The organism is Azospirillaceae bacterium, from assembly GCA_028283825.1.
GTDB lineage: Bacteria > Pseudomonadota > Alphaproteobacteria > Azospirillales > Azospirillaceae > Nitrospirillum.
In genome coordinates this window covers 146,352-160,420 of sequence record JAPWJW010000004.1, presented here as the reverse complement: position 1 = coordinate 160,420, position 14,069 = coordinate 146,352, and the positions used below count along the sequence as shown (strand labels likewise).

The following is a 14,069-nucleotide window of genomic DNA, read 5'->3' as shown; positions in this document are numbered from 1 at the left end:
GTCCATGCGGCCGCGATGGCGCTTGCCTGCGCGGCGGCCGCCACCCATGCCCCGCGCGCTCGTGCCGAGGAACTGTGGGATCCCTATTTGCGCGGCATGAATGAGGGAAGCGTCGCCGGCGCCCTGCCCCCGCCGGGCCTCTATGCCGTGCTGGACAACTATGCCGGCATCTACACCTGGCGGGGCGCCGGCGGCCATGCCACCGACCCCCAGCTTTACGTGCAGGTGGAGGTGCCCATCGTCCTCTGGTCAACTGGCTGGAAGGTGCTGGGCGCCGACTACGCCGCCGCCCTGTCGCAGCCCTTCATCTACACCGGCCTGCGCAGTGGTGGTGGGGCGACCAAGGGGCATTGGGGCACCTTCAACACCATCGCCGTGCCCGCCATCCTGTCCTGGGATCTGGGGCAGGACGTGCACCTGAAGACGTCGCTGGGCATCTATGTCCCCGACGCCAGCAGCGACCCCGCCCACGCGCCCGCCAATGGCGGGGCGGCGTCCGGCAACGGCTATTGGACGGTGGAGCCGGGCATCGGCCTGTCCTGGCTGTCCCACGGCTGGAACCTCAGCCTGGACCTGCACTACGACCATAACTTCCGCGACACCACCACCGGCTATCGCTCCGGCGATGAGATCGCGGTGGACTACACCGCCATGCGGGATTTGGGCTCATGGGCCGGCGGCCGATGGAGCGCCGGCCTGGGCGCCCACCAGGAAACCCAGGTCGAGGACGACAGCGGCCCGGGATCCGCATCTTGCGCCGCCAAGGCCGGCTGCCGGGTGGGCACCTACGGCCTGGGCCCCCTGCTGGGCTACAAGGTGGGCGGCATCGGCCTCACCCTGGAATACAACCACAACCTCTATACCCAGAACGACTTCGCGGGCGAGATCGTGAACCTGCGGCTGGAGACGTCGTTTTAGCCCGCCGATTTTAGCGGCTGAAATCCCTGGCCCCAAAGGGCGCGGACAGGGGTTGCGCGGGTGCGACGTTCCGGGAAGGGGCCTCCAGGGCGCCGACGGCGTGGTTTCCTGCCCGCACTGCGGCGTCTGCCCAAACCAAAATGATTGCTCCTAGCAAGGCAGCCGCGAAGCCCGTCCACATCCAGAACCACTTTCCTTCCGCACCCTGAGTGATCCCACCCATACCATTGCCAGGACGATGAACCAGACATCATGGGTGATCAGTGGCAGGATCAGTACGATAAGCAACACGCTAAATTCCGCCCATCCCGGCATGCGCCGCACCAGCTCGAACAGGGGTTTGAACATCTGTTCCATCGGCGTCACCGGGCCCCGGCTGAGGCGATATAACCATCCCCATTCCGCTTCGATCCCCGCAGGTAATCCCGCCGCTTGGCGTCGATCTCATAGCGCTGCAGCATCACGTCCTTGGCCAGCAGGTGCTCGATCCCCTTCCTCGCCAACTGGCGCGATGCTCTGGACGAGGGCTAATGCCCCGGATACCCGAGGGCCGCCATCACAGCCAACATCGCGGCAAGCCCAAACGCGGTCCACATCTTAAGCCATTTTTCTTCGTCACCTTGCCGGAGCCCCAGCCATACCAACAGAAAAACCATGGTCCTAAAATCCATGGTGAACCACAGGATGGTTCCGAGGATGAGGAACGCGATTAGATCCACCCATGCCGGCACGCGCCGCACCAGGCCGAACAGCGGCTTGAATACCTGTGTCATGTATCACCGCGCTCCGGCTGAAGCGACGTAGCCGCCCTTGTTTTGCTTCGATCCCTGCAGGTAACCCGCCGTCTGGCGTCGATCTCGTAGCGCCGCATCATCTCATTCTTGGTCTTTTCCTTTAGCATGTAGTCAATTGCCGTCTTTGCTCCATTGGCTATCAACAGTGGCCAGGACAAACGCTCCAAGGTGACAGAAACAGCACCGATCGCTTCGGGCGCGTACCTTTTAAGGAACTCTGTTAAGGCCAATTGTCCGAATGAGAACAGCCATCCCGCTACGGCCTCCTGGCCATCCGTCATCAAGCTAGGGTCGTAATCCTTCAACACCGGCTCGGCCCCGTCACGGACGTAGACCAGGCAGTACTGGAACTCGGCCTCGGTCAGGCACCAGGGGGCGGCCACCAGGCGTTCGCTGACATTGATGCCGGCGTTGTCCAGGCTGTTGCCGAAGGTGGTGCGGCGGGTCTGGTGCAGCATGCCATAGAACACGGCAGCGCCACTGCGGAAGCCGCTGGTGGGGTTGCGTTCGGCTGCTGCCCGGGAGACCGCTGTATCCCAGGCGTGCCGATTGCCCAGGCTCAGTTCCCGGAAATGCAGCAGTCCCAGGGTGGCGCCATAGGCATCTTCCTCGAAGCCCAGGCACATCATGGGGCTGAGGTTCAGCGACGCCAGGCTGTTGTGAAAATCCTGCTGGTTGATGGGCATGGGGAATCCCCCCCTCTCGGCCCCGCTCACGGCTGGAAGTGAGATAGGGGCATGCCTGAACCCGGCAAGGGACCTTCTTCCAATAGCCTAAGTTATCGGATGGCTTTCCACCATGAAGGGAATCCGTCCGCCGCCCGCCTCACGGATTTTGGTCAAACAGCCAGGGCTGGCGGTCGCGGTGCCGGCCCTCATAGGCGGTGATGTCCTGGCCGTAGGTGTTCAGCAGCACCCCCGTCTCGTCCCAGCCGTTCAGTAGGGCCAGCTTGCGTTCCGGGGTGATGGCGAAATGGATGGGGGCGTTGCCGTCGATGGTCAGGCTCTGGGCTTCCAGGTCCACCTCGAACACGCTTTCGGCCATGGCGGCCTCGCCCAGCGCCTCGACCTGTTCGGCGGGCAGGACGATGGGCAGCAGGCCGTTGCGGAAGCAGTTGCCCATGAAGATCTCGCCGAAGCTGGGGGCGATGACGCAGCGGATGCCCTGGCCCATCAGGGTCCACACCGCGTGCTCGCGGCTGGAGCCGGAGCCGAAGTTGGCGGCCGTCACCAGGATGGGGGCTTGGCGCCAGGGGCCGCGGTTCAGGACGAAGTCCGGAACCTCGTTGCCATCGGCATCGAAGCGGCGGTCGTGGAAGGCGTATTTCCCCAGGCCGTCGCGCGACGTGATCAGCAGGAAGCGCGCGGGATAGATGATATCGGTGTCGATATTCTCTTCCATCAGGGCGGCGGCGGATCCGGCCAGGCGGGTGAAGGGCTGCATCGTCACGGCAGGAGCTTTCTAACGTCGGTCAGGTGGCCGGTGACGGCGGCGGCGGCGGCCATGGCCGGGCTCATCAGGTGGGTGCGGCCGCCGGGGCCCTGGCGGCCCTCGAAATTGCGGTTGGAGGTGCTGGCGCAGCGCTCCCCCGGTTTCAAGCGGTCGTCGTTCATGGCCACGCACATGGAACAGCCGGCGTGGCGCCATTCGAAGCCGGCCTCGGTGAAGATGGCGTCCAGGCCCTCGGCCTCGGCCTGCCGCTTGGTCACGGTGGAACCGGGCACGACGATGGCCTGGACGCCGGGCGCCACGCGTCGCCCCCGCGCGACGTCTGCGGCGGCCCGCAAATCCTCGATCCGGCTGTTGGTGCACGAACCGATGAAGACGCGCTGGATGGTGATATCCTCCAACGCCATGCCCGGCTGTAAATCCATATAGGCCAGGGATTTCTCCGCATGCCGGCGGGCGCTGTCGTCCCCCAGCGTCGCCGGATCCGGGATGGAACCGGTGATGGCGGCGGACTCGTCCGCGCTGGTGCCCCAGCTGACGTGCGGCGCGATGGCCGAAGCATCTAGTTTCACCAACCGGTCGAAGGTGGCGCCGGGGTCGGAGCGCAGGGTGCGCCAGTAGGCGACCGCCCGTTCCCAGGCGGCGCCCTTGGGTGCCAGGGCCCGGCCCTCGACATAGGCGAAGGTGGTCTCATCCGGCGCCACCAGGCCGACGCGGCCGCCGGCCTCGATCGTCATGTTGGCGAGCGTCATGCGCCCGGCCATGGACAAATCCTCGATGGCGCGGCCGGTGTACTCCACCGCATAACCACCCGCACCCAGGGCGCCCACCTGCGCGATGAAGGCGAGCGCTATGTCCTTGGCCGAGACGTGGGCGCCCAGCCGGCCCACCAAATCCACCCGCATGGTCTTGGCCCGGCGCTGCTTCAGGCACTGCGCCGCCATGACGGTGCCGGCCTCGCTGGTGCCGATGCCGAAGGCCAGGGCGCCGAAAGCGCCGTGGGTGGAGGTGTGGCTGTCGCCGCAGACCAGGGTGATGCCCGGCAGGGTGAAGCCCTGCTCCGGGCCGATGACATGGACGATGCCCTGGCCGTCACCGTCCAGCGCGCGGTAGGTCAGGCCGAAGGTCCGGGCATTGTCCTCAAGCTCCGCCACCTGGGCGCGGGCCTGGGGATCGGCGATGGCGCCGCCGCGCGTGGCGGTGGGCACGGCATGGTCGGCCACCACCAGGTGCGTTTCCGGCCGGCGGAAGCGGCGGCCGGCGGCCTTCATGGCGGCGAAGGCCTGGGGGCTGCTGACCTCGTGCACCAGTTGCCGGTCGATATACAGCAGGGTGTCGCCGCCGGGCATGTCGGCCACGACGTGGCTGTCCCAAAGTTTCGCGTAGAGGGTCTTAGGCTGGGTCACGGGCAGGCGGTCCGACTGAAGGCCAAACAATGCGGTGAAGATCGCTTATAGGCCGCCGATGTCCCGGGGCCTCGGCCGGCCTGCCCCCCTGTCCGCCTTGTGGTCACCGTCGGCACGGCTGTTCCTGTCGCCCCAAGGCGGCCGGCGAACCGCGCCGTCCTCCGTGGATCCCGCGCGGTACAACTGTCGGACCCTGGGGCGAATGTCGTACTCGGCGGTACTTGTTATAGTAGAAAAATATATATAGAAAATCACCATAGATTGAGGGCGCGGCCTATCCCTCCCCCTAACCTTATGAGGTGATGCCATGGCGATCACGATGAACGGTGCCTATTTGAATGGCCTGGACCAGGGCGGCCTCAGGACCGCGCTGGCCCAAATCCCGGGTAGTGCGACCACCGACTACATCCTGTTCAGCCTGAATGTGAAAAGCGGCACCAGTGCCGACATCAACTTCGGCAATAGTGGGCCCGTCCTGGCGACCGGTGGCCAAGTCACCGCTGCCGCCCGCAACATGTTGTTCGACGTCATCACCACAGGTGTCACGAGGGCCAAGTGTCAGCGGGCCTGGCTTTCCCTTGGCGGCGCGGGCTCGAACGCGTTCACCAATATCCAGACCATCCTGAACACGGGTGGGGCGCTGAAGGCGACACTACTGGCCAACTTCGCCGCCATCGTCCAGCTGTTGGGTGCGATCAGGGGGGTGCAGGCCGTCGGCTTCGACATGGATTATGAGGAAGGGGGCACGGACTTGGCCGCGCTGGTGGCGACCGTGACCGTCGCCCTTTACAATGAGTTCAAGTGCCCGGTGACCTTCTGCCCGTACGCCGCGCAATCCGCGTGGATCCAGGCGTTGCAGCAGGTCTATTCCGCCCTGGGCACCCAGCCGGTGGCCGGTTTCAACCTGCAGATCTATGCGGGTGGCGCCGGCAACGACCCGACAGCCTGGGCGAAGGCCGTCGCGGCGGCGCCGAACACGGGCGTTCCCAACCCCGCCGCCTTCGTCTGGCCCATCTTTTCCTGCGACACCACCGCCCAGCCGGTCAGCACGCCCACTCAGGTGACCCAGGCGATGCGGGGATATGGTTCGGCCGGCGCCTCCCTCTGGGCCACGGCGTCCCTGCCCTTCCAGGGCAGCACCTTGACGTCCTATGCCACCGCCATCATCGCCGGCATCGGCTGAGGATCAAGGACCGGAACCTCGCCAGCGATCTGGCAAGGTTCCAACGGCGGTATCAGGCGGGCTTCACGATCTGGCGCACGGCGTTGCCCTCGGCCAGCACGTCCATCAGCTGGTTGATCTCCGACAGCGGGCTGACGGAGGTCAGCAGCCGTTCGATGGGCAGGCGACCGGCCCGCCACAGGGCCAGGTAGCGCGGGATGTCGCGCGAGGGGATGGACGATCCCATGTAGCTGCCCATCAGGGTCTTGCCCTCCGCCACCAGCGACACGGCGGGGATGGACAGCATCTCCGACGGGTTGGGCAGGCCCACGGTGACGATGCGGCCGCCCCGGCGGGCGGCGGCGTAGGCCTGGGCCAGAACGGCGGCGCGGCCCACCGTCTCCACCACCACGTCAGCCTGGGGCAGGTCGCCCGCCTCCTCCGGCGCCACGGCGCGGGCGGCCCCCAGTTCCAGCGCCAGGGCGCGCTTCTCCGGCGACGGGTCCACCGCGTGCACCGGCTGCGCGCCGGCGGCCAGCGCGCCCAGCAAGGCGGCCAGACCGACACCGCCCAGGCCATAGATGCGCAGGCTTTCGCCCGGGCGCACCTGGGCGGTGTTCATGACGGCACCCACGCCGGTCAGCACGGCGCAACCGAACAGGGCGGCGGTTTCCGGCGGCACGTCGGCGTCGATCTTCACCGCCGACCGACGGTCCACCACCGCGTGGGTGGCGAAGGCGGAAACGCCCAGATGGTGGTGGATGTCGTGGCCGCAGTCCGACAGGCGCCGGCCGCCGCGCATCAGCCGGCCCTCGCCATTGGCCGCCGCCCCGTTGGGGCAGAGGTACCCCTGGCCGGAGGCGCAGGCCGGGCACTGCCCGCAGGACGGCAGGAAGACCAGCACCACCCGGTCGCCCACGGCGAAGCCGGTGTCGGCGGGATCCCCCACCTTCACCACCGTGCCGGCGGCCTCATGGCCAAGGGCCATGGGCATGGGGCGCGGGCGGTCGCCGTTGATGACCGACAGGTCGGAATGGCAGATGCCGGCGGCGTCGATACGCACCAGCAGCTCACCCGGCTGCGGGTCGGCCAACTGCACCGTCTTCACCGCCAGGGGCGCGTTGGCGCCATAGGGCCGTTCGTTGTCGCCGCTGCGTCCCAGCACGGCCGCCGTGATGTCCATCGTTCACTCCCTCGGGTGCTTCTTAAAAATCATGCGGCGCTTTTTGAGGGCGCCGCATGAACTGTAACCGGATTTATCGCCTTCCGCCCAATCTCAGGGCTTGGGCGCCCACTTGGCCTCGAACGCCCAGACGTCGTCGAAGCCGATCAGGGAACAGAATTCCTTGAAGTTGAAGATGCCCTCGGGCTCGCCGATGCCGCGTTCCTTCAGGTCCACCAAGGCCTTTTCCATGGCGGTGGCGGCCACCAGGCTGGTCAGCGACGGGTATATCGCGAAGGCGTAGCCGATCTGCTCCAGCACGCTCGCGTTGGGCACGGGCGTCAGGCCGCCGTTGGCCATGTTGGCCATCACCGGCTTGTCGAAACGCTCACACGCCGTGCGCATCTCTTCCTCGGTGGTCAGGGCTTCGGGGAACAGGATGTCGGCGCCGGCCTCGGCATAGGCATCCAGGCGGCGCAGGGCACCGTCCAGGCCTTCGCTCTGGCGGGCGTCGGTGCGGGCGACAATCAGGGTGTTGGCATCGGTGCGCGCCTCGCACGCCACCTTGATCTTATCCACCATGTCCTGCACCGGTACGATGCGCTTGTACGGCGTGTGGCCGCACTTCTTGGGGAACTCCTGGTCCTCGATCTGCACGGCGGTGACGCCCGCCTGCTCATACCCGCGCACGGTGTGGTGCACGTTCAAGAGGCCGCCATAGCCGGTGTCGGCATCGGCGATCAGGGCGGCGTTGCTGGTGCGCGCCAGGGTGGACATGCGGTCCACCATCTGGGTGTAGCTGGCGATGCCGGCGTCGGGCAGGCCCAGGGCCGAGGCCGTCAGCCAATAGCCGGTGCCGTAAACCACGTCGAAGCCGACCTTGTTGGCGATGACGGCGGTGATCATGTCCTGGATGCCGGGGACGACGAAGAACTTACCGGCGGCCAGCTTCTGGCGAAGGATGGGATTGGACATCTGTCAGGCTCTTTTCAGGCAAGGGCCCCTTCGCGCATGGGCGGCGAAGGGGCCGTCTTTTCAGGGATCACTCGGCGGCGGCGGCGTGGTGCCAGACGGGCTGGCGCGGGGCCGGCAGACCGGTTTCCGCCAGGCAGTTGGCGCGCAGGGTCTCGATATCCGGGCCGAAGTTGAAGGTGGCGATCTCACCCCGCGTGGCGCGCATCTCCGCCCGCAGCGTCTCGGTCGCGGCCTGGTCCACGGCACCATCCACCAGCACCACGCCATAGCGGCGGGCGCCGTTGGCGGTCACCAGGCCCTGGCCCAGTTCCTTGGCCAGCAGGGCGGGATCGCGTTCCAGCGGGTCCCCCCAGCCGCCGCCGCCCCAGGTGATGAAGTGCAGCTGGTCGCCGGCCTCGACCTCATAATCCTCAAGCTTGTTGCCCAGGACGATCTCGGTGCCGTCGGCCTTGACCAGCAGCTTGCGGGCGCGGGTGCCCGGCTCACCGCCGTTCACACCCCACGGCGGCACGAACCAGCGGTCGTCATGGATGGCGATGACGCCCGGCTCCAGGAAGCGATAAACCATGTTGATGCCGTTGCCGCCGCGGTGCAGGCCGGCGCCGCCGCTGTCGGGCACGGTCTCGTACTTCTCGATGCGCATCGGGAAGTAGCGCTCCAGGAACTCGTTGGGCACGTTGGTGAAGCCCGGCCACAGCGAATGGCCGTCCGGGCCGTCGCCCAGCGGGCGGCCGGGGATGCCGCCGAAGCCGATCTGGAACAGCTGGAACCACTTACCCTGCTTGTCCGTGCCGGCATAAAACAGATGCGGGCTGGAGGAGAAGCCGGCGGCGTTCAGGAACTCCGGCGTCTTCTGGCCCAGCAGGCCGCCCATGATGTCGAACAGGCGGCCCAGCGCGTGGGTGCGGCCCGACAGCGCCGCCGGGAAGCGCGGCTTCAGCAGCGAACCTTCCGGGATGCGTACGTCGATCAGCGGGTAATAGCCGTCGTTGAACAGGATTTGCGGATCGAAAACCATAATCATGTAGATGCCGAAGAACATCTTCATCATGTTTTCGTTGAGGAAGAAGTTGATCGACGCGGACGACTGCGGGTCGGTGCCGTCGAAGTCCAGGATGACGCGGCCATCCTCGCGCCACATCGTGCACTTGATCTTGTAGGGGCCGTAGCCCATGCCGTCGTCGCAGACGTAATCCTGGAAGCTGACCTTCTCCTCGCTGACCGAGGTTTCGATCAGGTGCTGCATGGCGCGGTAGTTGCGGTCCAGCAGCATTTCGGTGGCGGAGGTGTAGACGTCGTCGCCGAAACGCTCGGCCATCTCCACCACCCGGCGGGCGGCCACGCGGCAGGACGCGATCAGGGCGTTCAGGTCGGCCTTGCACCAGGCCGGCGTGCGCACCTGGTGCATCACCAGCTTCACCAGGTCCTCATTATAGACGCCCTTCTTCCAGATCTTGACGGGCGGGATGCGCACGCCTTCCTGGAAGATGTTGGTGGCGTCGATCGGCATGGATCCCGGAACCTTGCCGCCGATGTCGGACTGGTGGCCGAACATGGAGGTGTAGGCCAGCAGGCGGCCGTCCTTGAACACCGGCAGCAGCACCAGCCAGTCGTTGCAATGGCTGATGGCGCCGCCGACGGAGTACGGGTCGGACAGGAAGATCATGTCGCCGTCTTCGACGGTGCCGTCATAGCCTTCCAGGAAGGGGCCGATGTAGCTGCCGAACTGGCCCACGATCATGCGGCCCAGATGGTCGCAGATCAGCGGGAAGGCGTCGCCCTGCTCGCGGATGCCGGGCGACATGGCGGTGCGCACCAGGGTGGCGTCCATCTCGATGCGGGCGTTGCGCAGGGCGTTCTCGATGACTTCCAGCGTCACCGGGTCGATGGCCACCTTGTTATAGGGCGTTTCGTTGGCCTGGATGATCCGTGCGGTCATGGTTTCGGGTTCCTTATTCTCAGGCCAGGGTGATCAGGATGTTGCCGACCGCGTCGACCGTGCCGACGCAGCCCAGTTCGATCAGGGTGGTGCTGTCCATTTCGGTCACCACGGCGGGGCCGGGGATCTTGTCTCCGGCGCGCAGCTTGGACCGGTCGTAGATCACGGCCGGGCGCATGGCGCCATCGGCCCACAGCTCATGGTCGCGGATCTTGGCGGCCGACGGGTCGCCGTTGCCCTCCGGCAGGCGGTGGGCCTCAAGCTCCAGCACGGGGCCCAGGGCCACGGCGCGCAGGTTCACCAGCTCATGGTCGCTTTCCATGTTGAAGGTGAACAGGCGGTGGTGTTCCTCGTCAAAGCGGCCGGTGATGCCGGCCAGGCCGTCGCGCTTCAGGGTTTCCGCGTCGATCGACAGCGGCACCTCGAAGGCCTGGCCCTCATACCGCACGTCCAGTTCGAACAGGGTGGTGATGTCGGCGTCGGCGATGCCCTCCGCCTTCAGTTCCTTGCGGGTCTGGGCCGCCATCTCTTCCAGGATGGACAGCACCTCGGCCTCGTCCGTTTCCTTGAAGCGGCGGGAGAAGCTGCGGGCCGTCTCGGTGCGCATGCGGGTGGTGGCATCACCCAGGGCGCACAGCACGCCGGGGCTGACCGGCGACACGGCGGGCCAACTGCCCATCAGGCGGGCCACGGCGTTGACGTGCAGGGGGCCGGCGCCACCGAAGCCCATCAGGGCGAAGTGGCGGGGGTCGTAGCCCTGCTGGACCGAGATCATGCGCAGGGCGCCGAACATGTTCTCGTTCACGATGTCGATGATGCCGCGCGCGGCCTCCATCAGGCCGATGCCCAGGCTGTCGGCGATGGTCTGCACCGCCTTCTTGGCCCCCTCGCGGTCCAGCTTGAAGGTGCCGCCCAGCAGCGCCTCGGGCAGGTAGCCCAGCACCACGTTGGCGTCGGTCACGGTGGGCAGGGTGCCGCCCTTGCCATAGGCGACGGGGCCCGGCACGGCACCGGCCGACTGCGGGCCGACGCGCAGGGCCTTGGTCAGTTCCGGCACGTAGGCGATGGAACCGCCGCCGGCACCCACCGTCTTCACATCCAGGGAGGAGGCGCGAACCGACAGGTGGCCGACCTCGGTCGTGCGCACGCGCCGCGGCTCCAGGTTCTCGATCAGCGCCACGTCGGTGGAGGTGCCGCCCACGTCCAGGGTCAGGATGTTGTCCAGCCCGGCGTTCTTGGCCACCCACACCGCGCCGGTGACACCGCCGGCGGGACCCGACATCAGCAGCGAGACGGGATGCTCCTCCGACTTTTCCGAGGACATCAGGCCGCCGTCGGAACGCAGCAGCGACAGGGAGCCCGCCATGCCGCCGCCCCGCAGCTTGGAACGCAGGTTGCGCACATAGTTGCCGACGATGGGCCGGACGGAGGCGTTGGCGACGGTGGTCAGCGTGCGTTCATATTCCTGCATTTCCGGCAGGACGATATGGCTGAGCGACAGGGGGATGTCGGGCATGATCTCGGCGGCCAGTTCGGCCACCCGGGCTTCGTGGCTGCCGTTCAGGTAGGCGTTGACCAGCGACACGGTCAGGGCCTGCACGCCCTGGGCCTTCAGGGTTTCCAGGGCGGCACGGATGTCGGCGTCGTCGGTGGGCCGCACCTCCACCCCTTGCGCGTCCATGCGGCCCTTGATCTCGACCGTGTCCTCAAGTGCCGCCAGCGGCGTGGGCTTGGGCCACACGATCCAGCCGGCCAGGCCGCCGGGCACGAAGCTGCGGGCGATCTGCATGATCTGCCGGTAGCCTTCGGTGACGATCAGGCCGACGCGCGCACCCTTGCCCTCCAGCACGGCGTTGGTGGCGACGGTGGTGCCGTGCAGGAAGAATTCCACGTCCGCCGGGGTGACGCCGGCCTTGGCGCAGATGGCCTCCACCCCGTTCAGGATGCCGACGGAGCTGTCATGGGGGGTGGACGGCGTCTTGTGCCGCCAGAAATCGCCGCTCTGCTGGTTCAGCAGCAGCAGATCGGTAAAGGTACCGCCGACGTCCACACCCAATCGATACGCCATGTTGTCCCCGAACAGTTTGGTGATGCGGGCGACCTGCGGACACGTCGGCCCGCATCCCGCGTTATGGCCCCCACCCTAGCCGCCGAACCGGTGCCGGGGCGCGCCCAACGCGCCGGCTGTCCACTCTGCGGTTTATCCTGCGGTTGCGGCGTGCGGATGGCAGGCCAAGGGTGTCTGATGGCACCTAGGGGCATTTTCGAAAGACGCCAAGGGGCGCCTTTGGTGGAACCAAAGGGGGGCTTAGGCCCTTGGGGCGTATCGGGAAGACCCGGAAAAGAGTTGTGTTTTTGTCAGGCAAGGATGGGCCCTTGATGGGGCTTTGGATCGGCCGGGCGCGGTGATCGGCCGCGGTTCCCTGAAACCGGTCCCAAGGGCGACAGCCTTGCTTCCGGTTGAATTTCCCTTATAGCTGAAGAAAAAATTGCTCCCTGTAATTGTCGCGCGGGCTTTCATGGACCAGTCGACCTCCGTTCCGGGGTTAAGTCCGGAACAGGTGGATCATTCCACCCCGACACCGCTCTACCACCAGATATTCCTGCTGCTGCGCGAGAAAATCCGCAGCGGGGAGTTTCCGGCCAACTCGGTCATCCCGGGTGAGCAGGAGTTGGCCAAGCTGTTCAACGTCTCGCGCATCACGGTGAAGCGGTCGCTGAACGAGCTGGCGGCCCACGACCTGGTGACCCGCCACCGGGGCCGCGGTACCGTGGTGACGCCCTCGGCCACCCTGCCCCAGGTCCACGGCAGCTTCGCCAACATGATCGAAAGCCTGAAGATCATGGGGCTGGAGACGGAGGTGGAGGTGCTGGACGTGGTCGAGATGATCCCGCCCGTCGCCATCAGCGCCCAGCTGGACCAGGAGGCCGGCACCGTGGTGCAGCGGGTGGTGCGCCTGCGCAAGCTGGGGGGGGAGCCGTTCTCCTACATCGTGCAGTACATGCCGGTGGACATCGCCGACCGCATCCCCCGCGCCGACATGGACAAGGTGCCCACCCTGGTGCTGCTGGAACGCGCCGGCGCCGCCGCGCACGAGGCGGAGGAATGGATCACCGCCACGGCGGCCGACCCCGTCACCGCCGCCACCCTGGGCATGGAGGCCGGCGCCCCCATCCTGCGCATCGAGCGCGTGGTGCGCGACCGCAAGGGCCGCAGTATCCAGGTCATCCACGGCAACTACCGCCCCGACCGCTTCAAATACCACGTGCGGTCGGGCAACAAGGGTGCCGCCGGCTGGAAGTCGGAATCTTAAAGGTTCCCTCAAGCGCCGGGCGGCCACGTTCGTGGCCTTGGCTGATCCTCCCTTTCCAGTCCACTCTGGTCCCCGGAAAGGTGCGGCGGTCCCAGTCGGGGCCTACAGCGGCATGAGCAAGGTGGCTCATGCCGCTGGTCGGATTTACCAGGGCACGGTGCGGCCCAGATAGTCCAGGTACTCCAGGCCCGGACGTTCCCGCTTGGCCAGCAGTACCTGGACCAGGCTGGGAATGCTTTCATCGATGGACAGCTTCCCGTCCGGGCCGCCCATGTCGGTGCGGACCCAACCCGGCGCCAGCAGGGCCAGCGCCCGGGTGCCGCCCGCGCGGGCGGCGTAGCTGCGCATGAACATGTTCAGCGCCGCCTTGCTGCCGCGATAGACCTCGCGCAGTCCCATCACATTGTTGCTGACGCTGCCCTGCCCCGACGACATCACGCCGATCAGCCCGGTGGGGGTGACCAGGTCCTGCAAGGCCTCGATCACCCGCAGGGGGCTGAGCGCGTTGGTGACCATGATTCGGATGAACTCGTCCGTCGCCACCTCACCGATGGTCTCATGCGGGTTGTTGGTGACGCCGGCATTGACGAACAGCATGTCGAACATGCGCCCCGCCAGGCGGACGCGCAGGGCGGCCACCTGGTCGGGCGCGCAGATGTCCACGGTCTCGATTGTTACCCGGTCGGGATGTCCCTCAGCCAGATCGTGCAGCTTGGTCCGGCCGCCGCCGGCGCGGATGGTGCCGACGACATTCCAGCCCTTTTTCAGGAATTCGGTGGCCATGGCATGGCCCAAGCCGCGGGAAGCGCCGATCAGCAGGATGGTGGGGATGTTGTTGGGGGTCATGGGGTTGCCGCCTTTCATTGATGCATAGGCGGCGATATGAGCGTCCGGCCAATCTTGCGCCAGGCGCACAGGATACAAAGAATGATTGCGCCGAACGCCTTGCC

At 66.7% G+C, this 14,069-nt stretch carries 13 protein-coding genes; 3 read left to right on the top strand and 10 right to left on the bottom strand.

Annotated features, from left to right (window positions below):
* Positions 1-15: 15 nt before the first annotated feature.
* Positions 16-918, top strand: coding sequence for a transporter (locus PW843_25060; protein MDE1149833.1), 903 nt, complete (start codon positions 16-18; stop codon positions 916-918).
* A gap of 362 nt (positions 919-1,280) precedes the next feature.
* Here PW843_25060 and PW843_25055 read toward each other — a convergent pair whose 3' ends face one another.
* The 5 genes from PW843_25055 to leuC form a co-directional block, all read right to left on the bottom strand.
* On the bottom strand, positions 1,281-1,421 hold the full coding sequence (locus PW843_25055) for a hypothetical protein (protein ID MDE1149832.1): 141 nt from the start codon (positions 1,419-1,421) through the stop codon (positions 1,281-1,283).
* Between the two features lie 24 nt (positions 1,422-1,445).
* The gene (locus tag PW843_25050; protein MDE1149831.1) at positions 1,446-1,691 is read right to left on the bottom strand and encodes a hypothetical protein; all 246 of its coding nucleotides are present in this window, start codon (positions 1,689-1,691) and stop codon (positions 1,446-1,448) included.
* Positions 1,688-2,398, bottom strand: coding sequence for a hypothetical protein (locus PW843_25045; protein MDE1149830.1), 711 nt, complete (start codon positions 2,396-2,398; stop codon positions 1,688-1,690). The genes PW843_25050 and PW843_25045 overlap by 4 nt, the downstream gene beginning before the upstream one ends.
* Before the next feature lie 139 nt (positions 2,399-2,537).
* Positions 2,538-3,155 carry a 3-isopropylmalate dehydratase small subunit gene (leuD, locus tag PW843_25040; protein MDE1149829.1) on the bottom strand — a complete coding sequence of 206 codons (618 nt, stop codon included), beginning with the start codon at positions 3,153-3,155 and terminating at the stop codon, positions 2,538-2,540.
* Positions 3,156-3,157: 2 nt separating this feature from the next.
* Positions 3,158-4,567: a 3-isopropylmalate dehydratase large subunit gene (gene leuC, locus PW843_25035; protein MDE1149828.1), complete on the bottom strand. Its 1,410-nt coding sequence runs from the start codon at positions 4,565-4,567 to the stop codon at positions 3,158-3,160.
* Positions 4,568-4,874: 307 nt separating this feature from the next.
* On the opposite strand from leuC, the gene PW843_25030 reads away from it, so the two are divergent.
* A complete protein-coding gene (locus tag PW843_25030) occupies positions 4,875-5,750 on the top strand; it encodes a hypothetical protein (protein ID MDE1149827.1) in 876 nt (291 codons plus the stop codon).
* A 52-nt stretch (positions 5,751-5,802) separates the two neighbouring features.
* Here the strand turns inward: PW843_25030 and PW843_25025 are convergent, their stop codons facing one another.
* The 4 genes from PW843_25025 to PW843_25010 form a co-directional block, all read right to left on the bottom strand.
* Positions 5,803-6,912 (bottom strand): alcohol dehydrogenase catalytic domain-containing protein, encoded by a 1,110-nt coding sequence (locus PW843_25025; protein ID MDE1149826.1) that lies wholly within the window; start codon positions 6,910-6,912, stop codon positions 5,803-5,805.
* A gap of 93 nt (positions 6,913-7,005) precedes the next feature.
* Positions 7,006-7,866 carry an isocitrate lyase/PEP mutase family protein gene (locus PW843_25020; protein MDE1149825.1) on the bottom strand — a complete coding sequence of 287 codons (861 nt, stop codon included), beginning with the start codon at positions 7,864-7,866 and terminating at the stop codon, positions 7,006-7,008.
* Positions 7,867-7,933: 67 nt separating this feature from the next.
* A complete protein-coding gene (locus PW843_25015) occupies positions 7,934-9,805 on the bottom strand; it encodes a hydantoinase B/oxoprolinase family protein (protein MDE1149824.1) in 1,872 nt (623 codons plus the stop codon).
* Between the two features lie 19 nt (positions 9,806-9,824).
* Entirely contained in the window at positions 9,825-11,873 is a 2,049-nt protein-coding gene (locus tag PW843_25010) for a hydantoinase/oxoprolinase family protein (GenBank protein ID MDE1149823.1), read from the bottom strand.
* A gap of 451 nt (positions 11,874-12,324) precedes the next feature.
* Here PW843_25010 and PW843_25005 point away from each other — a divergent pair, with 451 nt between their 5' ends.
* Positions 12,325-13,119, top strand: a complete 795-nt coding sequence (locus tag PW843_25005; protein ID MDE1149822.1) for a GntR family transcriptional regulator — start codon at positions 12,325-12,327, stop codon at positions 13,117-13,119.
* A 144-nt stretch (positions 13,120-13,263) separates the two neighbouring features.
* Here PW843_25005 and PW843_25000 read toward each other — a convergent pair whose 3' ends face one another.
* Positions 13,264-13,965, bottom strand: coding sequence for an SDR family NAD(P)-dependent oxidoreductase (locus PW843_25000; GenBank protein ID MDE1149821.1), 702 nt, complete (start codon positions 13,963-13,965; stop codon positions 13,264-13,266).
* Positions 13,966-14,069 lie beyond the last annotated feature (104 nt).

Excerpts from the sequence above, each read along its gene's own strand:
- PW843_25015 (MDE1149824.1), bottom strand. The coding sequence starts at position 9,805 with ATGACCGCACGGATCATCCAGGCCAACGAAACGCCCTATAACAAGGTG.
- PW843_25045 (MDE1149830.1), bottom strand. The coding sequence starts at position 2,398 with ATGCCCATCAACCAGCAGGATTTTCACAACAGCCTGGCGTCGCTGAAC.
- PW843_25010 (MDE1149823.1), bottom strand. The coding sequence starts at position 11,873 with ATGGCGTATCGATTGGGTGTGGACGTCGGCGGTACCTTTACCGATCTG.
- PW843_25020 (MDE1149825.1), bottom strand. The coding sequence starts at position 7,866 with ATGTCCAATCCCATCCTTCGCCAGAAGCTGGCCGCCGGTAAGTTCTTC.
- leuD (MDE1149829.1), bottom strand. The coding sequence starts at position 3,155 with ATGCAGCCCTTCACCCGCCTGGCCGGATCCGCCGCCGCCCTGATGGAA.
- PW843_25030 (MDE1149827.1), top strand. The coding sequence starts at position 4,875 with ATGGCGATCACGATGAACGGTGCCTATTTGAATGGCCTGGACCAGGGC.
- PW843_25050 (MDE1149831.1), bottom strand. The coding sequence starts at position 1,691 with ATGACACAGGTATTCAAGCCGCTGTTCGGCCTGGTGCGGCGCGTGCCG.
- PW843_25025 (MDE1149826.1), bottom strand. The coding sequence starts at position 6,912 with ATGGACATCACGGCGGCCGTGCTGGGACGCAGCGGCGACAACGAACGG.
- PW843_25060 (MDE1149833.1), top strand. The coding sequence starts at position 16 with ATGGCGCTTGCCTGCGCGGCGGCCGCCACCCATGCCCCGCGCGCTCGT.
- PW843_25000 (MDE1149821.1), bottom strand. The coding sequence starts at position 13,965 with ATGACCCCCAACAACATCCCCACCATCCTGCTGATCGGCGCTTCCCGC.
- PW843_25005 (MDE1149822.1), top strand. The coding sequence starts at position 12,325 with ATGGACCAGTCGACCTCCGTTCCGGGGTTAAGTCCGGAACAGGTGGAT.